Origin of the sequence: Opitutus sp. (assembly GCA_024998815.1) — a bacterium.
Classification (GTDB): Bacteria; Verrucomicrobiota; Verrucomicrobiia; order Opitutales; family Opitutaceae; genus Rariglobus.
The window spans coordinates 303,421-327,912 of the sequence record JACEUQ010000001.1 but is presented as its reverse complement, the minus strand read 5'-3'; the positions used below and the strand labels follow the sequence as shown (position 1 = coordinate 327,912).

General features: G+C 60.5%; 18 protein-coding genes and 1 pseudogene. 7 read left to right on the top strand and 12 right to left on the bottom strand.

Translation table 11 applies throughout. The features are described 5' to 3' along the window. Nucleotides 1–31: 31 nt before the first annotated feature. The 4 genes from nadA (at nt 32) to H2170_01345 (ending at nt 4,319) form a co-directional block, all read left to right on the top strand. Complete coding sequence (nadA, locus tag H2170_01360; protein ID MCS6298739.1) at nt 32–1,012, top strand: quinolinate synthase NadA; 981 nt, start codon at nt 32–34, stop codon at nt 1,010–1,012. A 57-nt stretch (nt 1,013–1,069) separates the two neighbouring features. Next, nucleotides 1,070–1,735, top strand: a complete 666-nt coding sequence (locus H2170_01355) for a hypothetical protein (protein MCS6298738.1) — start codon at nt 1,070–1,072, stop codon at nt 1,733–1,735. Nucleotides 1,736–1,785: 50 nt separating this feature from the next. Further along, on the top strand, nt 1,786–2,976 hold the full coding sequence (locus tag H2170_01350; GenBank protein MCS6298737.1) for a trans-2-enoyl-CoA reductase family protein: 1,191 nt from the start codon (nt 1,786–1,788) through the stop codon (nt 2,974–2,976). Nucleotides 2,977–3,188: 212 nt separating this feature from the next. Next, complete coding sequence (locus tag H2170_01345; protein MCS6298736.1) at nt 3,189–4,319, top strand: HDOD domain-containing protein; 1,131 nt, start codon at nt 3,189–3,191, stop codon at nt 4,317–4,319. 36 nt (nt 4,320–4,355) lie between these two features. Here the strand turns inward: H2170_01345 and H2170_01340 are convergent, their stop codons facing one another. The 5 genes from H2170_01340 to H2170_01320 all read right to left on the bottom strand — a co-directional run bounded on the left by H2170_01340 (nt 4,356) and on the right by H2170_01320 (nt 10,788). Then, a complete protein-coding gene (locus H2170_01340) occupies nt 4,356–5,783 on the bottom strand; it encodes a Mur ligase (protein MCS6298735.1) in 1,428 nt (475 codons plus the stop codon). 173 nt (nt 5,784–5,956) lie between these two features. After that, nucleotides 5,957–6,679: a glycerol-3-phosphate 1-O-acyltransferase PlsY gene (gene plsY / locus H2170_01335; protein ID MCS6298734.1), complete on the bottom strand. Its 723-nt coding sequence runs from the start codon at nt 6,677–6,679 to the stop codon at nt 5,957–5,959. An 85-nt stretch (nt 6,680–6,764) separates the two neighbouring features. Beyond that, entirely contained in the window at nt 6,765–8,351 is a 1,587-nt protein-coding gene (locus tag H2170_01330; protein MCS6298733.1) for a phosphoglycerate dehydrogenase, read from the bottom strand. Nucleotides 8,352–9,121: 770 nt separating this feature from the next. Then, nucleotides 9,122–10,468, bottom strand: coding sequence for a transposase (locus H2170_01325; GenBank protein MCS6298732.1), 1,347 nt, complete (start codon nt 10,466–10,468; stop codon nt 9,122–9,124). 62 nt (nt 10,469–10,530) lie between these two features. Then, on the bottom strand, nt 10,531–10,788 hold the full coding sequence (locus tag H2170_01320) for a hypothetical protein (protein MCS6298731.1): 258 nt from the start codon (nt 10,786–10,788) through the stop codon (nt 10,531–10,533). Nucleotides 10,789–10,997: 209 nt separating this feature from the next. Here H2170_01320 and H2170_01315 point away from each other — a divergent pair, with 209 nt between their 5' ends. Next, a complete protein-coding gene (locus H2170_01315) occupies nt 10,998–11,591 on the top strand; it encodes an HD domain-containing protein (protein MCS6298730.1) in 594 nt (197 codons plus the stop codon). Between the two features lie 157 nt (nt 11,592–11,748). Here the strand turns inward: H2170_01315 and H2170_01310 are convergent. After that, nucleotides 11,749–12,881: pseudogene (locus H2170_01310) on the bottom strand (IS630 family transposase). A gap of 158 nt (nt 12,882–13,039) precedes the next feature. Between H2170_01310 and H2170_01305 the strand changes: the two are divergent. Beyond that, nucleotides 13,040–14,020 carry an acetyl-CoA carboxylase carboxyltransferase subunit alpha gene (locus H2170_01305; protein MCS6298729.1) on the top strand — a complete coding sequence of 327 codons (981 nt, stop codon included), beginning with the start codon at nt 13,040–13,042 and terminating at the stop codon, nt 14,018–14,020. Between the two features lie 102 nt (nt 14,021–14,122). On the opposite strand, the gene H2170_01300 is transcribed toward H2170_01305, so the two are convergent. Then, nucleotides 14,123–14,917 carry a YmdB family metallophosphoesterase gene (locus tag H2170_01300; protein MCS6298728.1) on the bottom strand — a complete coding sequence of 265 codons (795 nt, stop codon included), beginning with the start codon at nt 14,915–14,917 and terminating at the stop codon, nt 14,123–14,125. Nucleotides 14,918–15,200: 283 nt separating this feature from the next. Here H2170_01300 and ilvB point away from each other — a divergent pair, with 283 nt between their 5' ends. Next, nucleotides 15,201–16,976 (top strand): biosynthetic-type acetolactate synthase large subunit, encoded by a 1,776-nt coding sequence (ilvB, locus tag H2170_01295; protein MCS6298727.1) that lies wholly within the window; start codon nt 15,201–15,203, stop codon nt 16,974–16,976. A gap of 165 nt (nt 16,977–17,141) precedes the next feature. Here the strand turns inward: ilvB and H2170_01290 are convergent, their stop codons facing one another. From H2170_01290 to lepA, 5 genes are all read right to left on the bottom strand, one after another. Next, nucleotides 17,142–17,651 (bottom strand): STAS domain-containing protein, encoded by a 510-nt coding sequence (locus tag H2170_01290; GenBank protein ID MCS6298726.1) that lies wholly within the window; start codon nt 17,649–17,651, stop codon nt 17,142–17,144. A gap of 90 nt (nt 17,652–17,741) precedes the next feature. Continuing rightward, on the bottom strand, nt 17,742–20,429 hold the full coding sequence (gene acnA / locus H2170_01285) for an aconitate hydratase AcnA (protein ID MCS6298725.1): 2,688 nt from the start codon (nt 20,427–20,429) through the stop codon (nt 17,742–17,744). Between the two features lie 83 nt (nt 20,430–20,512). After that, complete coding sequence (locus H2170_01280; protein MCS6298724.1) at nt 20,513–20,986, bottom strand: redoxin domain-containing protein; 474 nt, start codon at nt 20,984–20,986, stop codon at nt 20,513–20,515. A 187-nt stretch (nt 20,987–21,173) separates the two neighbouring features. Continuing rightward, entirely contained in the window at nt 21,174–22,475 is a 1,302-nt protein-coding gene (lepB, locus tag H2170_01275) for a signal peptidase I (GenBank protein MCS6298723.1), read from the bottom strand. Nucleotides 22,476–22,519: 44 nt separating this feature from the next. After that, on the bottom strand, nt 22,520–24,313 hold the full coding sequence (gene lepA, locus H2170_01270) for an elongation factor 4 (GenBank protein ID MCS6298722.1): 1,794 nt from the start codon (nt 24,311–24,313) through the stop codon (nt 22,520–22,522). Nucleotides 24,314–24,492 lie beyond the last annotated feature (179 nt).

The window sequence follows — 24,492 nt, the reverse complement described above, 5'->3', positions numbered from 1 at the left end:
GCACCAGTCGTTCGTCATTTGCGCCCTCGCCATGCCCGCACTCGACTACGAACCCATCGTTTTTACACCTCGCACCAGCGCGCCTAAACTGACGCCGATCCAAGAGGAAATCCTCGCCCTTAAAAAGGCGCGCAACGCCGTCATCCTCGCGCACAACTACCAGATCGAGGCGATTCAGCAGGTCGCCGACTACGTGGGAGATTCCCTCGGTTTGTCCTACCAGGCGCAAGCCGCCCAAGCCGACGTCATCCTGTTTTGCGGCGTCCACTTCATGGCCGAGACCGCCAAGATCGTAAATCCGGGTCGCACCGTGCTGCTGCCCGAGCTGGAAGCCGGTTGCTCGCTCTCCGACTCCTGCCCTGCCGAGCGTCTCGCCGCCTACAAAGCCGCCAATCCCAACGTCTACGTCGTCGCCTACATCAACTGTTCCGCCGGCGTGAAGGCACTGAGCGACGTCATTTGCACCAGCGGCAACGCGGTTAAAATCGTTAACCAAATCCCCGCCGACAAGGACATCCTCTTTGTGCCCGACCAGAACCTGGGCCAATGGGTCTCGCAGCAGACCGGACGCCAGATGCGCCTCTGGCCGGGAAGTTGTTACGCCCACGTGTTGTTCACGACCCAGGCGATCGAGAAAGTCCGCGCCAAGTTTCCCGGTGCCCCGGTTGTGGCACACCCGGAGTGCGTGCAGGCGGTACGCGATCTCGCCGACGAGGTCTGCTCCACCGAGCTCATGGTGAAATTCGCCAAAGAAACCCCGGCCACCGAAATCATCGTGGTGACCGAGAGCGGCATGATCCACCGGTTGCGCAAAGAAGTTCCGCACAAGACCTTCATCGCCGGCCCCACCGATTCCTGCGCCTGCAACGACTGCCGGTTCATGAAAATGAACACCATCGAGAAGGTCCGTGACGCACTAAAAAACCTGGCCCCGGTCATCGACGTCCCCGAACCCATCCGCGTCGCCGCCCTCGCGCCGATTCAGCGCATGCTGGATTGGAGCAAGCGCTAAGCTGGCCCTCCCGTGGATCCCGTCACCCCACCCATCGATTACTGGCGCATCAAGTGGGTGCACAGTTTCCAAGAACTGGTCACCACGCCGCTCGAAAACGGCGTCAACGCCCTGTGCTGGCAGCGCACACTGCCGGGTAATTTCGCCGAGATCGTCGAACACCTGGTCGTCGATGAGGATATCACCTGCCTTGACGCCGAGCGCCTCAATACCCTGCCCGTGAGTGACGAGGGGCGTGTGGCCATTGCCATCCTGCTCGACGATCAGCGCCTGCTGCGCGAGCACGGCCTGCTGCCCAACCTCGACTGCATTGTCGCCTACCCGCGCGATGAGGACCCCACGGTTGTGCCCATCGACGTGTATTCCTTCCACGCCGACAGCGCCACGGTTCAGGCCGACACCTACCTGTGCACCTACTTTGGGCCTTCCAGTGAGGGCCTGCGCAACGAGGAGGCCCAACGCCGCGTGGATGTCCCTGAAACCCGGGCTGAGTTGCTTAAACTTTATGGCGGGGCGGACGACGAAGAGTTCCGCGTTTTCCTGAATGAAAACTGCTATGACCTGCACTACGCTCCCGCCCCGCAGGCGAAACCATTTTCATTCGGATTGGGCAACCTCTGGCGAATCGCCGTGGATTATCCCGGCAACCCCGTGCCTCCCTGCATCCACCGCGCACCCGAAACCCTGCCCGGCCAACCGCCGCGCTTACTACTGATTAGTTAAGACTCTAGTCTTGCCCACCGCCGTTTCACCCCGAAGACTCTCCCCTTTTTATGGTCATCAAACCCAAAGTCCGTGGATTTGTCTGTGTTACCGCCCATCCTGCCGGCTGCGCCGCGCATGTCCAAGAATGGATCGACTATGTGAAGGCAAAGGGCGCCGTTAAAAAGGGCCCCAAGAAGGTCCTCGTGATCGGCTCGTCCACCGGCTACGGCCTGGCCTCGCGCATCTCGGCAGCCTTTGGCTCCGGCGCCGCCACGATCGGCGTCTTTTTTGAGCGCCCCTCCGAAATCGACAAGACCGCCACTCCCGGTTGGTACAACAGCGCCGCGTTCACCGCCGCCGCCCACAAGGAGGGCCTCTACGCCAAGAATTTCAACGGCGACGCCTTCTCCGACCAAGTCAAAGCCGACGTCCTCGCGACCATCAAAAAGGACCTCGGTCAGGTCGACCTGGTGGTTTACTCGCTGGCCTCCCCGCGCCGCACCCACCCCAAGACTGGCGTCACCCACAAGTCCTGCCTCAAGCCGGTCGGCCAGTCCTACACCAATAAAACCGTCGATACCGACAAGGGCATCGTCTCCGACATCACCATTGAACCGGCGAACGAAGCCGAGATCGCCGACACCACCGCCGTCATGGGTGGCGAGGACTGGGAAATGTGGATCAACGCCCTCGACGAGGCCAAGTTGCTCGCCCCCGGCGCCACCTCGGTTGCCTACTCCTACATCGGGCCTGAAGTCACCTGGCCGATCTACAAAAACGGCACCATCGGTCTGGCCAAAAACGACCTCGAGCGCGCCGCCAAATCGATCAACGCCACCCTCAAGTGCAACGGCTATGGCCGCGCCTTCATTTCCGTCAACAAGGCGCTCGTCACCCAGGCCAGCTCGGCTATCCCGGTGGTTCCGCTCTACATTTCCATCCTCTACAAGATCATGAAGGCCAAGGGCTCACACGAGGGCTGCATGGAACAGATCGAGCGCCTGTTCCGCACCCAAATGTACGGCGGCATGGGATTGGAATTCGATGACGCCGGCCGCGTGCGCATCGACGACTGGGAGATGAAGTCCGACGTCCAGGCTGAGGTCACCAAGATCTGGCCTGATGTGAACACCGAAACCCTCCCGCAGCTCACCGACATCGCAGGCTACCGCACCGAGTTTTTGAAACTCTTCGGTTTCGGCCTGCCCGGCATCGATTACGAAGCGGACATCAACCCTCACGTCGAAATCCCCGCCTGAGGCACCTGCGGATAATCCCGCTCCGCACTCAGCCCCCAAAAAAAGCCCGACCTTCACCGGTCGGGCTTTTTTTGGCTCCGTCGCCTCCCCTCCGAGGCGATAACAATCACGGTGATGCGCGGGTGGACACAGAGGCGGCGCAGTAAAAATCGCAGATAAACTGAGAAGAAAGCGCTTCAGAAGGATGAATTTGCGCCGATTAACGAAAGAACGTGTTTTCGTGGCTGCTCACTTTTTTTGCCCGGCTCTCCGGATCCCCGCCTCCCCGGCCTGCGCAGCGATTCATCGCCCCCGCGCCACCGGCACCTCCCGCTGCTGCCACACCGCCGACTGTAAACGCCCTTGAAGCTGCGGCGCCGCGCCCCTCCCACCAGGGCGCCGAACAACACGCCCAACGCCTCGCCGCCACCTTCCGCTGCAGCGCCGCCGAAGTTGCCGCACGCGCTGAAGCCTCGGCGCAGCACCCCGCCGATTGGCAACAGGTGCAGGCCCGCTTACAGAACTTAAAACAAATCCCCGCGCTCAAATCCCTCGCCCGTCGTTTTAGCCACTCCATGGGGCGCGAGATTATCTCCATCCCCGAAGTGGTCGGCTCGATCAGCCATGACCCGGCCTTGTGCCTGCGCCTGCTCCAAATGGCCAACTCGGTCCACATCGCCTCGGAGCAACCCGTCAGCGACCTCGACACCGCCGTGCACATGCTCGGCGTGGACCGCGTAAGGATGCTGTCCGCCTCGATGCTGCTGCAGCGCGACAGCGAGGGCATCACCAGCGGGTTTGATTGGAAACACCTGTGGATGCACGCGCTCGCCACCGCCATGTTGGCCGACCGGCTCGACGCGTGGATGGGACGGCAAGCGGGCAACTCACTTCCCGCCTGCGCCATTCTGCACGATTTGGGCAAAATCGCCCTCTCGGTGGTCGTCCCCGAAGTTTATCAAAATGTACTGCTCGCCGCCTGGCAGGACCGCGCGTCGTTGCCCCCGCTTGAACAGGCGCGCATTGGCATGGACCATCGTGAAGCGGGGTGGATTTTCGGCTCCGAAGCGGGGCTTCCGCCGGTGGTATTGGACACCATTGCGTACCACGACAGCCCGTGGCGGGCCGCGCCCGAACATCAGGGCACGGTTGCTCTGGTGGCGGTGGCGAACCAGTGGGCCAAAATCTACGGCTTAGGCTTCAGCGGGGATGGCACGATCATCGATGTGGACATCTGGGAAACCTCCGCGTGGGCGGAATGGGCAAAAACCCTCCATTCCACGCCCGACATCCATATCTTCGCCTCCCGCGAGGCGCGCTGGATCGAGGAAACACGTCGGACGCTGCAAAGCTTCCACGCCTGAGCGACCGCCCGCCCTGCGAACAGGGCGCGTCGCCGACTAACCGACCGCGGCCTGTTTCACGTAGTTGGCGATGATGCCGTCGAAGCTGCCGTTGCTAAAGAAAACCACCAGGCGCGGCTTGGCGCTGGAGGCGGGCAACGTGGCGGCGACCAGATTATCCAACAGCAGCGCGTTGGTCGGCGCACTGGCCGCACGCACGCCGCAGGTTTCCAGATGCGCAATCACCGCGACGGTATCGAAGCGTTCGTCGGCTTTGAGCTTTTCGGCACGGTTAACCGCACCAAGGTAAACCTCATCAGCTAGCGCCAATGCCGACATAAACCCAGCTTGTAGCGTATTGGTGCGCGCGGTGTTGCTGCGTGGCTCAAACACGGCGGTCAACACCTGACCTGGAAAGCGGTTGCGGAACGATTTGAGCGTCTCGGCTAGAGCCGTCGGGTGGTGGCCGAAATCCTCGATCACAGTGAGTCCAGCGGTGCGCACACGCTCTTCCTGACGGCGCTTGACCCCGCGAAAACGGGCCAGAGGCGCGAGCGAAAAGCTCGTGGGCGCGGACGGCTGGGTTGCCAGCGCCGCCGCAGTCGCCGCCATGGCGGCATTGCGGACGTTGTAGAGACCCGGGATAGACCAGTTAACGGCGCCCCACTCCACCCCGCCCCAAAGTAGGCGAAAACTCACCCCGGCGGGCGTCTCGGTGAAATCCACAATGCGCACATCGTTGCCCTCGCCTTGGCCCACGCGCACGACCTGAGTCCAGGCGAGCGGACCGAGGGCGCGCAGGTTGTCGTCGTCGCCATTGAGGACAATAAAACCGTTGCGCGGGACGATGCGCGTGAGGTGGGAAAAAGTGCGCTGCACGTCGGCCAGATCGCGAAAAATATCGGCGTGGTCGAACTCGAGGTTGTTCAACACCGCGACATGCGGGGCGTAGTGGATGAACTTGGAGCGTTTATCGAAAAACGCGCTGTCGTACTCGTCGCCCTCGATGACGAAGGGATCGGCGGGCGAACCGAGGTGGTTGCCCACGGGTGGATCAAGCGGCACGCCGCCGATGAGGAAGCCCGGATCGCGGCCGTTTTCACGCAGAAGGAATGCGGTGAGGGCGGTCGTGGTGGTTTTGCCATGGGTGCCGCACACGACGATGTTTTTGCGCGTGGACAATACGGTGCTGTGCAGCAGCGCAGGCAGGGAAGTGAAGGCGATCGCGCGCTCATCGAGGAGCCACTCGACCTCGGGGTTACCACGCGACATCGCGTTGCCGATCACCACCAGATCGGGGGCGAGCCGGGCAAGCCGGACCGGATCGTAGCCCTCGTGCAAAACAATGCCGGCATCGGCGAGCACCGTGCTCATGGGCGGATAAACGCCGGTGTCGGCGCCGACAATATCGTGGCCAGCAGCGCGAGCGAGCAACGCGGCGTTGCCCATCGCCGTCCCGCAAATCCCCATGAAGTAAATTTTCATTTTGGTCTTAAATGGTCTCAAGTGGACGCCAGAGGTAAATCCCCTTCAAGCCGGTTTCAGGCTTGGGTCTAAAAAGAGCGATGCGCGCAAACCAGTCACGGGCGAGAACGCTTGAGCGAACCGCGAACGAATCGCCGTTGCCGCGTTCGGCTGAACGCGGCACTCGCCGAAACTCAGGAAGCGTCGGCGGGCGACTTTTTAACGAAGCGGTTTTCGGTGCCGGCGAGCAGGCGTTTGATGTTGGCGCGGTGCAACACGATCACAAACAGACCAATCGCCACCGCCAACCCAATGACCAGCGTGGGCGCCTTGAGTAAAAAGGCCGCCAGCGGAATCGCCGCCGCCGCCACAATCGAGGCCAAGGACACGTAGCGGGAGGTGTAAAAGGTCACCAGCCACACCGCCAAGGCGATCAGCGTCACCACCGGCATGAGCACCACAAAACCACCGGCGGAGGTGGCCACGCCCTTGCCGCCTTTAAAGCGAGTGAAGCACGAAAATCCGTGCCCGATCACCGCGCACAAGAGCCCGACCACCGCCGCAGGAATCACGGTCTCAGGCGTGAGCACTTTAACGTTGGCGACGAAAATCGTCCAGGTGGTCTCTTGGTGGGCGGCGGTGGCCACAGCGGCGATGGAGGAAGCCGCGCTCTTGTAGGCGGCCCATTGGGCGAACAGTAGCGGCCAACCGGCGGCCGCCGCGCCCTTGAGCGCATCGAGAGCGAACACGGTGTTGCCGGCGCGCTTGCCCAGCACCCGCTTCACGTTGGTCGCCCCCGGGCTTTTGCTGCCGTGTTCGAAGATGTTAATCCCGTAGGCACGCGCCACAATGTAACCGAAAGGAATAGCGCCCAATAGGTAACCGAAAAGCGCGGCGATTGTCAGGGGGATCAACATGGGAACAAAAAAAGAGGTAGGCGCACACCGATGGGCGATGGCATGCAGCCATCGCCCAAAAATGGGCACCTACCTTAGGTTACAATCAGAGCTGGATGAACTTGGCCTGTTTGATAGCCGGGTTGCCCTTGATTTCGTTGCGGGCAGCCTCGCTCGGCTCGGTGTCAACACGCACCACCATGTAGGCGGTGCCGCCTGGGGTGAGACGGCTCAGGGACATGTCGGCGATGTTGACCTTGTCCTTGCCGAGCAGGGTGCCAACTGCACCGACCATGCCGGGCTGGTCGATGTTTTCCAAAACCAGCAGCTTGCCTTCAGCGGCAACCTCGACCTCGCGGCCGTTGATACCAACGATGCGGGGTTCGTTGGCCTTGCCGATGAGGGTGCCGGAAGCCGAGAAGACCTCGCCGGCGGCGTTGATGGCCTCGACGGTGATCAGCTCGGAGTAGTCGCAAGCCACGTTGCTGCTGATCACGTCGGCCTGAATGCCGAGGCGCTGCAGAACGAAGGGAGCGTTGACGGTGTTAACATCCTCGCTGATGCGACGGAGGAACCCGCGCTCAATCGAGCGGGTGATGGCGTTGGCATCGATTTCGACGATCTTGCCGGCGTAGGTGATGCGCAGGGTGGCGATCTGCGCGGGGGCGATCTGCTGGACGAGGGTGCCGAGTTTGGTGCCGAGGTCGATGTACGGGGCGAGCATCTTGGCGGTTGCGGCGTCAACCGAGGGAAGGTTAACGGCGTTGCGCACGGCGCCGCTGATGAGCAGGTCGGCGATTTGTTCGGCGACTTCGATGCCAACGGCTTCCTGGGCCTCGCTGGTGGAGGCGCCGAGGTGGGGCGTGAGCACGACGTTGGGCAGCGAGCGCAGTTCGCTGTCCTTGGCGAGGGGCTCTTCCTCGAACACGTCGAGACCGGCGGCGGCGACTTTGCCCGATTTGAGGGCGGCGATCAGGGCGGTTTCCTTAATAATACCACCGCGGGCGCAATTGAAGATGCGCAGGCCCTTCTTGCACTTCTCGAAGGCGGCCTCGTTGATCATGTGGTGGGTGTCGTCGGTCATCGGCATGTGAACCGTGATGTAGTCCGATTGGGTGAGCAGCTCATCAAGGGTAACCGACTCGACCTGCATGGCCTTGGCGCGGGCGGGGGCGAGATACGGATCGTAGGCGAGCACGCGCATGCCGAAAGCCTGGGCGCGCTTGGCGACTTCGCCACCGATGCGGCCGAAACCGACCACGCCGATGGTCTTCTTGAAAAGCTCGATGCCGCTGAAGCTCTTGCGGTCCCACTGGCCGGCCTTCATGGAGGCGGCGGCTTGGGCGACGGGACGTGCGCCGCAGAGGATGTGGGTGAAAGTGAGTTCGGCGGTGGCAATGGTGTTGCCGGCCGGAGTGTTCATGACCACGACGCCACGCTCGGTGGCGGCATCGACATCGACGTTGTCCACGCCGACGCCGGCGCGGCCGACGACCTTCAAGAGCGGAGCGGCCTCAAGGATGGCACGCGTGATTTTGGTCTCAGAGCGCACGGCGATGGCGTGCACGTCTTTGACGAGAGCGAGGACCTGCTCCTGAGTGGAGCCATAGGCCTCAATGACTTCAAAGCCCGGCTGCTGACGCAGGTAGGCAACTCCCTTAGGTGAGATCTTGTCGGCGACGAGGATTTTCATGGGAAAATAGCCCACAAGGGAAAAGCCCCCAGCGCTCGCAAGCAAGTAAAAGGTTACCCCTAATTAACCCTGAAAAAACCAGGTCTGCGTCCTCGTTACCCGCCGCCCAATTCACGCCTAATCCGCTACTAATCCTCCACCAATCGGGGCTGCAACACCTCCCCCCCCCCAATCAGCCAAACGCAAAGTGTCACCTAATAGGTGACACTTTGCGTTTGGCTGGAGTTTGGCCCCTGACTAGTCGAACGCAGATCAGCCGAATCCTTGAGCTCACGCTCAAGGCCACACTCTTCGCGAACACACTCCTTGTGGCCTTGAGCGTGAGCTCAAGGATTCGGCGCACCGCAGCCAGAAAAAACACCTCGTGCTCACGCACGAAGCCACACCGAGCCAAAGCCACCCAGGCAAAGGCACACTCCAGGCCGCACCCGCCCGAACGTGGCCTTGAGCGTGAGCTCAAGGTCTGGAGTTTGGCCGTTTAACTCGTGCCAAGAACCACACAGGTGCGGCGCATCATGTATGGCGATCTGAGCTGATCACTCCGGAGAGTTTCGCAGACTTCGCAACAGCCACCCGCACGTCAACGAACGCATCGAAACCCATGCCGTTGCTACCTGCGGTACGCTTCTACCTTAGCTGGGGGACGGATCTCAACTCGTTTTGAGGCCAAACTCCAGCCAAACGCAAAGTGTCACCTAATAGGTGACACTTTGCGTTTGGCTGGAGTTTGGCCCCAAAAGCAGGTGGATGCGAAGCGGCCGGAGGCCCGGTTACGCAGCGCGGAAGAGTGCTTCAGCCAAGAAGGGTGGCGCTTTTGATGAGTTCGTGGAGGGAGGGTCGGTCGACGTGAAGTCGGAGAAACTCTCTGGGGCGATCTGGTCGGCCCAGCATTCGCTGCGCAGGGTGCGCAAGAGGTCCCCCGTGGAACTGGTCGCAGGCGAGGCGCCCGAAGAGTGCGTGCGCCATTTGGGCGGGCGAAGATGCGGCGGCGGATCAGGGGTTTGCCCCGCAGGATCGCCGAAGAGCAGGGCGGCGATTAACAACAGCGCATAGGCGGCGACGGTGGCGGCGGGTTGGTTGCGGTTGGAGGCGGCGGTGCGCAGTTGTGCCTGGCCGGTGCCGATCAGGGTTTTCTCATCCCGGAAGTTTCCCTCGATGACCCAACGCCAGAGGTAATACTGGAGTTGGTCACCCACGGGCATATCCGGGTCGGTGCAAACCAAGAAGGCAGGCTGGCGATAGAGCAGCTTCGAGCCTGCGCGCAATCGGTAGCCCACCGGGGCGATCACCATGACTTGCAACGGGAGCGTCGCCCCGGCTTTACGCCACAGCACCGGCCCGAGGGTCTTGATTTTAAAGGTGTGCTTTTTTCCGGCCGCATAAGCCTCGACGCTTTGCCAGGCCACGGTGTCGTCGGTGCGCAGCTCTTCCGGGGTCTGGACCGGCGCGCCATAGACCGGCGGGCGACCGGTGGCCGCGGGTGGTCCAGGCAGGGCGTTGAGCACGGCGTCCCGGCGGATCCGGCCGATATAAACGGTCTTGGCGGGCAGGCCCTTGAGTACGACCGCATTGGTGTAACTGCCATCGCCGGCGACCACCAGTTTGCGCGTGTCTGGCAGCGCCTGGCGAAGCTGCTGGATGCGGGCGAGCGCGACGACATTAAGCCGCTGCTGTTTTTTCTTCTCCGTGTACTGCTGAACCTCGTCGGTAGTGGCTTTTTTACCCGGCTTTGGCGGCGTCGGCGCGTGGGTGAAATCCACCGGAATCATCCGGGCGTGTCCGTCGGAACCAGGCCAGGCCGCAGAGAGTTGCACATAGCGCTGGCCGCGCACCAGGTTGGTTTGGAACGCGGGGCCGAGCGGATCGCGTTTCCAGCCGACGCCGTCGATCTTGACCCCGGTTTTGCGTACCAGGGTGTCATCGATGGCGGCCACCAACGGGGTAAGCGCCGGCAGGTTTACCTCAAGCTCATGGAGGACCGTGCGGAAAAGCCCCGCCGGCTTCACCCGGTCACGCGAATACAACCGGTAGTCGGCCGTCCAGTCCTGCTGGGCACGCCCGCACAGACAAATCAGGTTGGTAAGAGTCCCCCGGCACGGTGAAACCAGTGCCGCCATGAGATGCCCCTGCAGTCTCCGGGCGCACTCGGGGGCGGCGCAAGCCGCAGCACAAGCCCGTTTCATAAGTCGTCCCAGCCGATCGGATAAACCCAACTGGACTTTTTTTTAACGCCTACGTCCACCAGCTCGGGCGTGACCGGCATAACGGGCGCGACCAGACTGCGTGAGAGGACCAAATGATGCGCGTCGGTGACGGTCCACTCGACGGCCTCCGACTTGGCGAACCCCATCGTCTGGGCGATGGAAGCGGGTAATGTCACATACCACTGCTCACTGTTTTTGCGGATGATGCGCTGAACTTTGGTGGTGGTGCTCATGGTCCGACACCATCGTTCATGGCCACGCTTTTTCCCATGGGCCCGACGCCCCATTTATCTCTACGGCCTTCTCCGGGCCAACTAGTCAGAGGCCAAACTCCAGCCAAACGCAAAGTGTCACCTAATAGGTGACACTTTGCGTTTGGGTGAAAACTCGTGGCGCAGCCTCCGGACTCGCCAAGCGCGGGGCCGAAAGTCATCGAGTCGACATGGCCAACGCGCGCTTAATTCAGCAAATCCGGTTCATCGTCGAAGTGGACAAGTTAAAGGAGATCCTCCGCCAAACCTTGCTCACCCAAAGCCGCCGCCAGGAAAACGACGCAGAACACTCCTGGCACCTCTGTTTGATGGTTCTGGTGCTGGCCGAACACGCCAACACGCCGAACCTCGACGTGCTAAAGGTGCTCAAAATGCTCCTCATCCACGACATCGTCGAAATCGATGCGGGCGATACATTCGCCTACTCTCCCGCTCAACAAGCCGACCAGCACGCCCGCGAGTCACGTGCCGCCGAGCGGATTTTTGGGCTGCTTCCCGCTGACCAAACCGCCGAGTTTCGCAGCCTATGGGACGAATTCGAGGCGCGAACCACACCGGAAGCCAAATTTGCCGCCGCACTGGATCGGTTTCAGCCAATGCTGCAAAACTGCCTCACCGAGGGCGTCGCGTGGAGGCAAAACGGCGTCACCAGCGACCGGGTTATCGCCCGCGGCCAATACATCGCGGAGGGCGCACCGGCGGTCTGGGAGCACGCAGCCGAGTTAATCGCCGCAGCTGTCCATGCCGGCCACCTGCCGAAGTAATAACTCAGTCGCACACACGGCGAGGCGTCCTACCACCACCGTGAGCTCACGCTCACGGCCACGGCTGCGCACCACACTGACAAAGAGAAGTTCGAACCCTTGCGGCGTACCTAGCCTTAAAAAAGAGGCTTTGAACTATCCTAGTACCATGTACCACTAAAAGTTTCGGATAAAGTCTCACTAGTTTTATCCGAGCTTTTTCAGTTGTGAAGTGCCAGTTAATGGTGGCGGCGCGCTGATTGCGGTGGTGGTGGAGCCAAGAGGCAACCTCATGGCGCAAGTCGATGAGGGTGGGAATACGTCGGCACAGGCACTGGCTACTGAGTGCGCTCAGTTCGATCTCGGCGATGTTTAGCCAGCTGCCGTGCTTAGGAGTATGGTGGATTTCCAGCCGCTCGGCTAAGCGGCGGGCTTCAGCCGGTGCAAAGGTTTCGTAGAGTGAGGCGATGGCGTGCGTATTGAGATTATCCATGACCAGGCGGACCTTGACCGCGTCGGGGTAGCGTTCATCGAGCATGCCCTTAATAAAGCAGGCCCAATCCTTGCGGGTGCGTCGCTCAGTCACCTCGACGTGGCGGCGTCCCGTCAGCGGCTCGACCTCAACAAAAAGCATGACCACTCCGTTGCGCACGTATTCGTAGTCGATGATTTGGCCATGGCCTGGAGCAATCGGGATTGGCGCATTAACCTCTCCAACCAATTGCTTGCTAGACTCATCCATACAAATCACAGGGAAGCGCGGATCAAGCGGCAGACGATATACTTCCAGTACATCTTCCATGGCGGCAACGAAGGCCGCGTCAGCATCGGGTGGGATCTTCCAGTATTTGCTTAAATGAGGCCGCAGTTCGTTTTTTTTAGAGAACGATGAACGGTCATCGGGGAGACGGCCTCGGCGATCTTTAGCTCAACGAGCTTGTCGGCCAAGAGCCGTACTGTCCACCGCTGGTAGCCGCTCGGCGCTTGCGAGCAGGCCAGTGCAGTCAAGCGGGCGTCGAACTCACCGTCAAAAACAGCCGCTTTGCTCTTAATCAATGGCTTGCGCGCCAACGCCGCATCCAATCCCCCTTCAACAAAGCGCTGCTTAAGATGCTCGATGGTACGTGTCCTCACACCCATCCCTGCCGCCGTGTCCGCCACCGTCCACCGCTGCCCAAACTCCCCTGCGTCGCAGAGTAACAGCGCGCGGGCGTAAATAAACTTTACCGCCGTCGATTTTCCGTTGCGGGCAAGCTCGGTGAGTTGATCGCGCTCTGCTTGCGTTAGGGTCACTTTGTATCGGTTGGCCATGCCTCATCAGACACATTTAAATTGTATATTCCAATCCGAAATTATTTGTGGTACATGGTACTAGCGCAAAAACCGGGCTGATCCCCGCGCCCCCGGCGTCTTGCGCATACCTCCAATTGACACACGCAGCGCCAACCCCCTAGCCTTCCCGGCTTCACATGGAAAAACCCGCCTACACCCTCGAGTTTGAGAAGCCTTTGCGTGACCTCAGCGTCCAGCTGGAGCAACTCAGTCAGCAGTCGCTTGAGAACAACCTCGACGTGGCCAAGGAAATTGCAGCCATTGAGCGCAAAATCTCCTCCACCCAACGCGAAATCTACTCCGGCCTCACCCCGTGGCAGAAGGTGCAGATCGCCCGTCATCCGAAGCGCCCGTACGCGCTCGATTACGTTAACCTGATCTGCGAAAACTTCACCGAGCTGCACGGTGATCGCCAATTCAACGATGACCGCGCACTGATCGGCGGAACCGCCTTTTTTAACGGTGACGCCGTCATGATCATCGCCCAGCAAAAAGGCCGCGACACCAAGGAGAAAATCGCGCGTAACTTCGGCATGGCCCAGCCCGAGGGCTACCGCAAGGCCCTGCGCCTGATGAAAACGGCTGAAAAATTCGGCCTGCCGGTGATCACGTTTATCGACACTCCCGGCGCGTATCCCGGTCTCGGTTCGGAGGAACGCCACGTTTCCGAAGCCATCGCGGTAAACCTGCGCGAGATGGCGATGCTGCGTGTCCCGTCGATCTCGATTGTAGTAGGCGAAGGTGGCTCCGGTGGCGCGCTGGGCATCGGCGTGACCGACCGGGTACTCATTTTTGAGAACAGCTACTATTCGGTGATCTCGCCCGAAGGCTGCGCGGCGATTCTGTGGAAAGACCCCACTGCGGCAGCCAAGGCCGCCGAGGCACTTAAGATCAACGCCGACCAGCTCGAAAAGCTGGGCGTGGTCGACGAGGTCATCGGCGAGCCCTTCGGCGGTGCGCATAACGACTACGAAAAGGCCGCCTCGACGCTGCGCTACGCACTACAAAAACACCTCAACGACCTGCGCGCGCTTAAAGCCGACGAACTGCTTGACCTACGCTACGAGCGGTACCGCCGCCTCGGCATGTACGAGGAAGCCGGCGTGGTGCATAACTGAGCAAGCGAACGGGACGCTTTTCGCCCATAAATGGGCGCTGACATCCCGATCCAACCAGCACCCCAAAAAAAGGCGGGCCCCTTCAGGCCCGCCTTTTTTGCGTCACCGTCCGCCAGCGCGGCGCACCGTGATCAGCTCAACGCTGCGAGTGCGTTTAGCGACCTCGTCATAGTCCACCAAGGCGCCCGAAATGCGCACGTCGCCCTCGGCCACTTCGAAGCGTTTGGGCATACCGTCTATAAAACGAGAGAGGACCGGGGCAACTTCGCGGCCCAGCACCGAGGCATACGGCCCGGTCATGCCGACGTCGCACATAAAGCCCGTGCCTTTAGGAAGCACGCAGGCATCGGCCGTAGGCACGTGAGTGTGCGTGCCCAAAACGGCCACGGCGCGCCCGTCGAGATGCCAACCCAATGCAATTTTCTCACTGGTGGCCTCGGCGTGAATTTCCACCAACACGGCGTCCGCCTTGCCCTCCAGTTTCTTGAACATGGCCTCGGCAACCAGAAACGGGCAATCCGCCTTCATACCCATAAAGGTGCGACCTAGGACGGTGAAAACGGCCAATTTAAAGCCCTTCACGTCAAGGATGACATGGTCGGCGCCGGGGCAAGAGGCCGGTAAATTCGCGGGACGGCAAACGGTGGGAAAATCATCGATATCGTCATCCCAGCCGCGTTGATCCCACACATGGTCGCCTAGGGTGATCGCGTCGATGCCGAGGCATAGTAACACCTTGGCCAAGGAACTGGTGATGCCGGAACCGGCGGCGACGTTTTCGCCGTTAGCAATGACGACATCGAGTTTCAACTCGGCGCGCAGGCGCAACAGCCGTTCGGCTAGGATTTCCCGGCCGGGTTTACCCACGATGTCCCCGATAAACAAAATTTTTGGCACGGCAATTAAGGAGCACACTGGGAGCGGCAAACCAACCCCCAAATATCCGTGTTTTCAGAAGTGGGGTTTGCGCAATCCTTGAGCTCACGCTCAAGGCCACACGCAGACGTGGCTTCGTGCGTGAGCACGAGGTCGGGACGAGACGCGGATGGTTGTTATTGGAATCCCTGAACAGCTCATGCTCAAGGGCACTCGAAACTGTGATGCCACCGTGTTTTCCGCTCTTGCCAGCAACTGGAGCGGTCGGTTTTCTCTCACCCTTACGATCTCCGCTCTAACGCTTATGAAAACGCCCACCTCGCCCTCGTCGACGCCGCAACCCGAAACTGGCCGCCTAATGAATGGTGCCGACGTGGTCGTAGAATCGCTGGCCCGCGAAGGGGTTGACGTGATTTTCGCGTATCCCGGCGGCGCCTCACAGGAGCTGCACCAGGCCTTCGCCCGCAGCGACAAGGTGCGCGTGATCCTGCCTCGCCACGAGCAGGGCGGCTCCTTCGCCGCCGAAGGCTACGCGCGTGCGACGGGCAAAGTCGGCGTGTGCATGGCCACCAGCGGCCCCGGTGCAACCAACTTGGTTTCTGCCATCGCTGACGCGTACATGGACTCGACTCCGATGGTCGCCATCACGGGACAGGTTTTCCAAAAATACATCGGTAAGATGGCGTTCCAGGAGACGGATTTTTTCGGCATGACGCTGCCGATCGTGAAGCACAGTTACCTCGTGCTCAACGCCGCCGACCTGCCGCGCATCATCAAGGAGGCCTTTTTCTTGGCCAGCAGTGGACGCCCCGGCCCGGTCGTCATTGATATTCCAAAGGATGTGCAGCAGGCGAAACTCGTCCCGGTTTTCCCAGAGACAATCAGCTTTGCAAACCCGTCCATCGCGAAGCAGCCGAAAGCCTCCGACGAACAGCTCAAACGCGTTCTTGAACTCATCGCGAGCGCCAAGAAGCCGGTGATCTACGCCGGAGGCGGCATTGTGTCGGCCGAGGCACACAGCGACCTGAAGGCGTTCGCCGAAAAAACTAACATCCCGGTTGCAACGACGCTGATGGGCATTGGCGCGTTCCCCGAGAGCCACCCGCTGTCGATGCGCTGGTTCGGTATGCACGGAACCGCTTATGGCAACTGGGCGGTTGATCAATGCGACCTGCTGATCTGCCTGGGCGCTCGCTTCGACGATCGTATCACGGGCGACACCTCTAAATTCGCCAGCTCCGCCACCATCGTGCACATCGATCTCGATGCGGCCGAGCACAACAAAAACAAGCGCGTTGCCCACCCAATTTTGGGTGAGCTCAAAGACTCGATGACGCGCCTCAACGCGCTGACCCACTCGACCCAATTTACCGCGCCCGACATCTCGTCGTGGCACGCGCAGATCGAAGCCTGGAAACGCGACCACCCGTTCCGGTTCGAGGACCACAAGCACATCCTGCCGCAAGAAGCCATCAAGGCGCTGTACGAGTTGACCAAGGGCGATGCAATCATCACCACGGGCGTGGGCCAGCACCAGATGTGGGCGGCGCAATTTTATCAATTCGACGAACCCCGCCGCTACATCAGCTCGTTGGGTTTGGGCGCGATGGGTTACGGCTACCCGGCCGCCCTCGGCGCCAAGGTTGCTTGCCCCGACAAGCAGGTCATCGACATCGACGGCGATGGTTCATTCGTGATGAACATCCAGGAGCTGGCCACCGCCGCGGTGGAGAAGATCGCCGCCAAGGCGATGATTTTGAACAACCAGCACCTCGGCATGGTGGTACAATGGGAAGACCGTTTTTATGGTTCGGTGCGTGGCAACACCGTCCTGGGTCACCAGAGCAACATCGGCAGTCCGGATAACCCCGGCGGACTTTATCCCGACTTCGTAAAAATCGCCGAGGGCTTCGGCGTGAAAGGTCGGCGGGTGCTCAAGAAGAGTGAGCTGCGCGAGGCGATTCAAGAGATGCTCGATCACGACGGCCCCTTCGTCCTCGACATCATCGTGCCCTACACCGAGCACGTGTTGCCGATGATTCCCGCAGGCAAAACGGTGAAGGACATGATCCTCAAGTAAGCTGCGAGCCAACGTATCGCACTAAAAGAAAAACCCGGGCTACAAGCCCGGGTTTTTCGTGTCGGCGGAAGCAGACTGGAAGTCTGCGCTACTTGACGGAGCCTAACTTCGGACCGACTGGAAGTCGGTTGAACAGTCGGCGTACTTTGGCCGCGGGCTGTTCGGTTAGCCCTGCTGCACGCGGCTCTTCAAGAAGCTGAGCACATCTTGGAACTTGGCGCGGTTTGCCTCGTCGGCGACCACGAGATTTTCGTGAGCAGCCAAAACCATACGTGCGTTATCCAGCTCACCTTGGATTGGCACGCTGGTCAGCGCGGCGAACGTGGTCGAATGCACCCCGGAGGTTTCCATGTCGACGGTGAGAAGGCGATGCAGGCCTAGATTGCGGATCAATTCCAAATTACGCTCGCCGAGCCGGCACAGCACCAGACTACCAGGCGTGGACTGCTTTCGCAACTGAAGGGCGGCACCGGCCAACACACCTAAAAAGGTGCTGTCCATGCTGGTGCAGTTCTGAAAATCCATCACGAAGCGAGTCCGGCCCTGCGCCACCAACGCGTTGAAAAACTCGTTTAAGCAGGGGCTGTTCTGAAACGATGCGCGGCCCTCGATACGAATAGCAACGGGGTCCGATGCGGTATCGACAAGGAAAGCGGGCTTGGGGACGTCGGCCATGGTTGAAAGATACGAGATTCGACTTCAGCGCAAAGGCGCTAACCCGGAATTATTTCCCAAGTTAACGCCTTTGCAAGAACTCGAAACGTCTTAGTTCGCGGCGATGATCTGGCGCAACACGTAGGGCAGAATGCCGCCGTGCTGGTAGTAATCGATCTCGATGGGCGTATCGATGCGGCAGCGAACCGACACGTTTTCCACCGTGCCGTCCTTGCGCGTCACCTTGAGGGTGAGATCCTGCTGGGGCTTGATCGCGGCGGTCAGGCCGACCACGTCGTAGGTCTCAGTGCCGTCGAGCTTCAAGCTCTGGGCGGTGACGCCTTCCTTGAACTGGAGCGGGAGCACGCCCATGCCGACCAGATTGGAACGGTGGATACGCTCAAAGCTCTGGGCGACGACGACCTTAACGCCGAGCAGGTTGGTGCCCTTGGCGGCCCAATCGCGCGACGAGCCGGTGCCGTATTCCTGGCCGGCGATCACGATCAAGGGAACGCCCTGCTTCTGGTAAGCGATGGACGCGTCGTAGATCGAGGTCTCGGCGCCGTCCGGCCCGAGGGTGTTACCGCCTTCTTTGCCACCGAGCATCAGGTTCTTGATGCGGACGTTGGCGAAGGTACCGCGGGTCATGATACGGTCGTTACCCCGGCGGCTGCCGTAGGAGTTGAAGTCCTCAAAGGTGACGCCGTTGTCGATGAGGAACTTGCCGGCCGGCGAGCTCTTCTTAATAGCACCGGCGGGCGAGATGTGGTCGGTGGTGACCGAGTCGCCAAACAGGCCGAGGACGCGGGCGCCCTTGATCTCTTTGATCGAACCGGGGGTGAGCGAGAAGTCGGTGAAGAAGGGCGGCTCCTGGATGTAGGTGGAGGCGTTGTCGAAGGTGTAAACGTTGCCCGTGGTCGACGGGATCTCGTTCCACTTGGGGTTTTGCTCGGCGAAGTTGCTGTAGAGCTTGCGGAACACCTCAGGCTTGAGGGCGGCTTGCATCTGATCGCGCACTTCCTTCAGCGAGGGCCAGATGTCCTTCAAGAAGACCGGCTGGCCATCCTTGCCGGTGCCGATCGGATCGACGGACAGGTCGAGGTCGACGCGGCCGGCGAGGGCGAAGGCGACCACCAACGGGGGCGACATGAGGAAGTTGCTCTTGATGTTCTGGTGAACGCGGGCCTCGAAGTTGCGGTTGCCCGAGAGCACGGAGGCGGCGACCAGGTCGTTTTTAACCACGGCTTCTTCGATCTTGGGATCGAGCGGGCCGGAGTTGCCGATGCAGGTCGTGCAGCCGTAGCCGACGGTCTGGAAACCGAGCTGGTCAAGGTAGGGCGCCAGGCCGGTCTTTTCCAAATAATCGGTGACCACGCGCGAGCCGGGGGCGAGGGAGGATTTGACCAGCGGGTTAACCTTCAGGCCCTTTTCCACCGCGCGCTTGGCCAGGAGGCCGGCGGCGAGCATGACGGAGGGGTTGGAGGTGTTGGTGCAGCTGGTGATGGCGGCAATCAAGACGGAGCCGTGGCCGAGCTTGGTGCCGTCGATTTGAGCGGAGACGGTCGAGAAGTCCTCGGCCTTTTTGCCGAAACCGGACTCGGTGACGGGCTTGGAGAAGGCGGAGAGGAACTCCTGCTTCATCTTGGGCAACTCGATGCGGTCCTGCGGGCGCTTGGGGCCGGCGACCGACGGGACCACCGTGGCGAGGTCGAGCGAGAGGTCGCTGGAGTATTCGATTTCGCCCTTTTGGGGGATGCCGAACAGGCCCTGGGCCTTGTAGTAAGCTTCGTAAACGGCGATGTCGGCCTCATTGCGGCCGGTGGCGCGCAGGAAGTTGCCGCACTCCGCGTCGATCGGGAAGAAGCCCATGGTCGCACCGTATTCGGGGGCCATGTTGGCGATCATGGCGCGGTCGACCACTGGCAGCGCGGCGGCGCCGGGACCGTAGAACTCGACGAATTTACCCACGACCTTGGCCTTGCGCAGGGTCTGGGTGAGGGTGAGTGCGAGGTCGGTGGCGGTGACGCCTTCGCGCAGCTCGCCGGTGAGGTACACGCCGACCACGTCGGGAGTAAGGAAATAAACCGGCTGGCCGAGCATGCCGGCCTCGGCCTCGATGCCGCCCACGCCCCAGCCGACGATGCCCAGACCGTTGATCATCGTGGTGTGCGAATCAGTGCCGACGAGCGTATCCGGATAATAAACACCCTGGCCGTCCTTGAGCACGCCCTTGGCCAGATACTCCAAGTTAACCTGGTGAACGATGCCGATGCCGGGGGGGACGACCTTGAAGGTTTCGAAGGCCTGCATGCCCCACTTGAGGAACTGGTAACGCTCGCGGTTGCGGGAGAATTCCAGATCGAGATTCTTTGCGAGGGCGTCGGCCGAGCCGGCGAAATCGACCTGTACGGAGTGGTCAACTACGAGGTCAACAGGCACGAGCGGCTCGATGATCTTCGGGTTTTTGCCGATGCGGGCCACGGCGGAGCGCATGGCGGCGAGGTCAACCAAGAGGGGAACGCCGGTGAAGTCCTGCAGCACGATGCGGGCGACCACGAAGGGAATCTCCTCGGTGCGGGAGGCCTTGGCCTGCCAGCCGGCGAGGTCGCGAATGGCCTGCTCGGAGACGCGCTTGCCATCGGCGTTGCGCAACAGCGACTCCAGCACGATACGGATGGAGACGGGCAACTTCTTGATGGCGAAGCCGGCCTGCTCGAGCGCGGGCAACGAGTAAAATTTATGGGAGGTGCCGTTGGCCGAGAAGGCCTGCAGCGTGTTGAAGGGATTCGGGAGACTCATCAGGTTGGAAGTGCGCGGTGGTTAACGTTAAAACGGTAAAAAAAACCGCGCCGAAAGGGTGTTCGGCGCGGTTTTTTAAAAGCTTATTTGGCGAGGGCTGCTTTGACTGCGGCGAAGTTGGGCAGGTCCTTCGGGGTGGCGGTCTGCTCGGCGTATTTAACCACGCCGTCCTGACCGATCACGAAGGCGGCGCGCGCCGAGGTGTCGCCGATGCCGGCCAAGCCCGGGAAGACCACGTCGTAGGCCTGCGTGGTCGTCTTGTTCAAGTCAGAGACGAGGGGAATCGTGATCTTGTTGGCCGTTGCCCAGGCCTCTTGGGCAAACGGGCTGTCCACGCTGATACCGATGACCTCGGCGCCTAGGCTGCTGTACTCGGACAGGCCGTTGGAAATGTCGCACATCTCGGTGGTGCACACCCCGGTGAAAGCGAGGGGGAAAAACAACAGCACGGTCTGCTTCTTGCCGAAGTTGTCGCTCAACTTAATGTCTTTAAGACCTTCAGCGGTCTTGGTCTTGAGGGTGAAATCAGGAGCTTTTGAACCAATGGCGATGGGCATGAACGGTGGTGTTGAGATTGAATGGGTTAGAACGGGCGAAAGTGCGCGAACTTGAACGCAGACCCTAGAGAGCGCGTGAAGCCACTCGCAATCCGTTTTTACCCCTAGAAGCGATCATTCTACTTATGATGCTGGCGGCATTAGCTGCGCTGGCGTTACGCAGCGAACATTCGCTGGTAAGCCTGGCTCAGGGAGCAGGTCCCCAGCGGCGAGTCAGTGGATAATAAATAAACAGGGGGCGACCCACCACATCTTGGGCCGGAACTGTCCCCCAGTAACGGCTATCCTGGCTGTTAGCTGAATTATCACCGAGCGCGATGTAGCTGTCCGCAGGAACGGTGAACACTTGGCCAGGTGCCAGCAGACCACTCGCGCGGTAGCCGGAAAAATGGGGGTCACGTTTGGCGTTAGCACCGAAGGCCTTGGCGCCGGTCGCAGGCTGACCATTCCGATAAAGCGTGAATTCGCGGATCTCCAAGGTGTCACCGGGAGTGCCCGCCAGGCGCTTAATGTAATACTGCTCAAGTTGCCGTCCGACAGCATCCTTCATGAAGGGGCTGTCGAGGTGATCGGTGCGGAAAACGAAGCCGTCGCCGACTTGGGGTCGCACGAAATGATAACTCAAGCGGTCCACAAATAGTTGGTCTCCAGTAAGGATGTCGAAGGCCAGAACGCGGTCGCCGGCGCGCACGGTTTTGCCGGTTCGCCAGGCGGGCTTACCATCCGGCATGCGAATGACCTGACCGGCATTGGCGTTTAAAAAAGCTGCCAAGTCGACGCCGCCGGGATCATGGCCCGAGGCTTGTTTGGAGATAAACGCATCACGGATCACCCACTCGAAATCGAAATCGCGCGGCACGGTGACCGTGACGGCGCGGTCATTCACGAAAAGGGTGTATTCTTTGTGGCGGGATGGGAAAACGAACCAATCGCGGCCGGTTACCTCGCGGAACGGAATGGCAACGCGGTCGCCATTACCCATGACCGGGATGAGCACTTCACCGTCCACGGGAGCATCCAAGGTGCGCGACCGCGCGCCCATGGCGGCAAACCGGACCGCCTTGGCGAGAGCGCTGGGTTCATCGGCTTTCGTCGCGAACACCTCGGGGGTCATGCCATTGTAGCTGGGCCACATCGAGTTGGTCGGGATCTTGAAGGGCTGCACGAAATACATGCGAACCCCCAAAATGACGATGGCCGCAACCAGGAAGAACTCCACGTTCTCCATGATTCCGGACTTGGGGTAATGCGTCCCGCCCGTGCGGCGAAGGATAACTTCCAGCGCTTCGATGCCGAGCTTGAGCTTACTGGCGTCACTTTTTTCGCGCAACTGGCGCCGCAGCGAAAGGGCGGACTGCTGGAGCGCGTTGCGATCCAGTTCGCTCAGGCGGTCGCGACGGTAGGCGTAAACCTTATCGGCCAGCTCCAGCCAGTTGGCCGCACTGTCGCGCATCTTCTTTTCAACCGAGTCAAAGAGTCCGAAAAACATGGGGTGGTTTGAGGGAGTGCTGACGCCTGGGGGCAGGCGCGGGCTTAGTTCTTCAAGATCTGAATAAAGGTGTCGGGCGGAATGTTCACCTTGCCGATCATCTTCATCTTTTTCTTACCCTCCTTCTGTTTGTCGAGGAGCTTGCGCTTACGCGAAATGTCGCCGCCGTAGCACTTGGCTGTCACGTCTTTACGCATTTCCTTAACATTATCGCGAGCGATGATCTTGCCGCCGATGGCGGCCTGAATGGCGACTTTGAACATCTGCGGCGGGATAATCTCGGCGAGTTTTTCGCAGAGAACGCGGCCCTTGCCCTCGGCTTTTTCGCGGTGAACGATGCTCGAAAAGGCATCCACGGGATCGCCGTTAATCATGATGTCCATCTTCACCAGATCGGACTGCTGGTAGTCACCGAGCTCGTAATCCATCGAGCCGTAACCGTGGGTGACGGATTTGAGGCGGTCATTGAAATCAACGAGGATTTCATTGAGCGGGAGCACGCAGGTGAGCATCACGCGATTGGCGTCCAGCGTTTCGGTTTGGTTACACATGCCGCGCTTTTCCATGATGAGCGCGAGGATGTCGCCCATGGAGTCGTTGGGTATATGGATGCACGCCTTAATGGTGGGCTCGCTGATATGCTCGATGGTGCCGGGGTCGGGCAGGTTAACCGGGTTATCGACCTCGATTTCGTCGCGACTGTAGGGCTTGACGCGGTAAACAACGCTCGGATACGTCGAAATGATGTCGACGTCATGCTCGCGGCGGATGCGCTCCTGAATGATTTCCATGTGCAGGAGGCCGAGAAAGCCGCAGCGGAAACCGAAGCCGAGGGCGATGGAGCTCTCCGAGGAATAGAGGAACGCCGCGTCGTTGAGACGAAGGCGGCCGAGGGCGGCTTTGAGCTTTTCGTAGTCGTTGGACTCGAGCGGATACAGGCCGCAGAACACCATCGGGCGCACCTCTTTATAACCCGGCAGCATGTCGATGGCCGGCTGTTTGGCGAGGGTCAGCGTGTCACCGATTTTGATTTCGGTGGTGTCCTTGATGTTGGAAATCACGTAGCCGACGTCACCGGCGCCCAAGACGTCCACCTTGGTCATCTTCGGGGTGAAAACACCGACCTCCTTGATTTCGGATTTTTGATTATTGCTCATCAAGAGCATCTGATCACCAGCCTTAACCGCACCGGAGAAAACGCGGGCGTAGGTGATGACGCCACGGTAGGAATCGTAAAGAGAGTCGAACACCAGCGCGCGCGTGGTCGGATAATGCGACAAACGAGGCGGTGGGATGCGTGCGACGACGGCCTCCAGGATGTCCTGGATGCCGATACCCGATTTGCCGCTGGCCAGGATGGCCTCCTCGGCGGGGATCGTGAGGATGTCCTCAAGCTGACTCATGCAGAGCTCCAGATTGGCCGACGGCAGATCGATTTTATTGATCACCGGGATGATTTTCAGGCCCTGGGCGGTGGCGAGGTGGTAGTTGGCCACGGTCTGGGCCTCGACGCCCTGAGCGGCATCGATGAGAAGGACGGCGCCCTCACAGGCGGCCAGCGAACGCGAAACCTCGTAGGCGAAATCCACGTGCCCGGGCGTATCCATCAAGTTGATCTTGTACGCATTGCCGTCCTTGGCCTGGTAACTCATGGTCACCGGATGGCTCTTGATGGTGATGCCGCGTTCCTTTTCGAGGTCCATCGAGTCAAGGTGCTGCTCGGTGAGCACGCGCTGCGCGACGGTGTTGGTGTATTCCAACAGGCGGTCGGACAGCGTCGTTTTGCCATGATCGACGTGGGCAATGATACAAAAATTACGAGTAAGGGAGACGTCCATGCGGGCAGGCTAATGAGTCCAGCAGAAGCTGGGCTACGATGCGGTTGAAGTGTGTGTTAAAGATCCACCGTGTGGGCGTCTCCCACCGCATTCAAGCGGCTAAATTGGAAAAGAAAAAGTATCGCCGGGAGGGAAGTCAGGCTCGGTGAGGGTAAACGGACTGGTTATCGACGACGGTG

What these genes read in the sequence shown, in the direction of transcription:
- H2170_01340 (MCS6298735.1), bottom strand. Translation starts at nt 5,783, where the DNA reads ATGAAAATTTACTTCATGGGGATTTGCGGGACGGCGATGGGCAACGCC.
- lepB (MCS6298723.1), bottom strand. Translation starts at nt 22,475, where the DNA reads ATGTTTTTCGGACTCTTTGACTCGGTTGAAAAGAAGATGCGCGACAGT.
- plsY (MCS6298734.1), bottom strand. Translation starts at nt 6,679, where the DNA reads ATGTTGATCCCCCTGACAATCGCCGCGCTTTTCGGTTACCTATTGGGC.
- ilvB (MCS6298727.1), top strand. Translation starts at nt 15,201, where the DNA reads ATGAAAACGCCCACCTCGCCCTCGTCGACGCCGCAACCCGAAACTGGC.
- H2170_01315 (MCS6298730.1), top strand. Translation starts at nt 10,998, where the DNA reads ATGGCCAACGCGCGCTTAATTCAGCAAATCCGGTTCATCGTCGAAGTG.
- H2170_01330 (MCS6298733.1), bottom strand. Translation starts at nt 8,351, where the DNA reads ATGAAAATCCTCGTCGCCGACAAGATCTCACCTAAGGGAGTTGCCTAC.
- lepA (MCS6298722.1), bottom strand. Translation starts at nt 24,313, where the DNA reads ATGGACGTCTCCCTTACTCGTAATTTTTGTATCATTGCCCACGTCGAT.
- H2170_01305 (MCS6298729.1), top strand. Translation starts at nt 13,040, where the DNA reads ATGGAAAAACCCGCCTACACCCTCGAGTTTGAGAAGCCTTTGCGTGAC.
- H2170_01280 (MCS6298724.1), bottom strand. Translation starts at nt 20,986, where the DNA reads ATGCCCATCGCCATTGGTTCAAAAGCTCCTGATTTCACCCTCAAGACC.
- nadA (MCS6298739.1), top strand. Translation starts at nt 32, where the DNA reads ATGCCCGCACTCGACTACGAACCCATCGTTTTTACACCTCGCACCAGC.
- acnA (MCS6298725.1), bottom strand. Translation starts at nt 20,429, where the DNA reads ATGAGTCTCCCGAATCCCTTCAACACGCTGCAGGCCTTCTCGGCCAAC.
- H2170_01290 (MCS6298726.1), bottom strand. Translation starts at nt 17,651, where the DNA reads ATGGCCGACGTCCCCAAGCCCGCTTTCCTTGTCGATACCGCATCGGAC.
- H2170_01350 (MCS6298737.1), top strand. Translation starts at nt 1,786, where the DNA reads ATGGTCATCAAACCCAAAGTCCGTGGATTTGTCTGTGTTACCGCCCAT.
- H2170_01320 (MCS6298731.1), bottom strand. Translation starts at nt 10,788, where the DNA reads ATGAGCACCACCACCAAAGTTCAGCGCATCATCCGCAAAAACAGTGAG.
- H2170_01325 (MCS6298732.1), bottom strand. Translation starts at nt 10,468, where the DNA reads ATGGCGGCACTGGTTTCACCGTGCCGGGGGACTCTTACCAACCTGATT.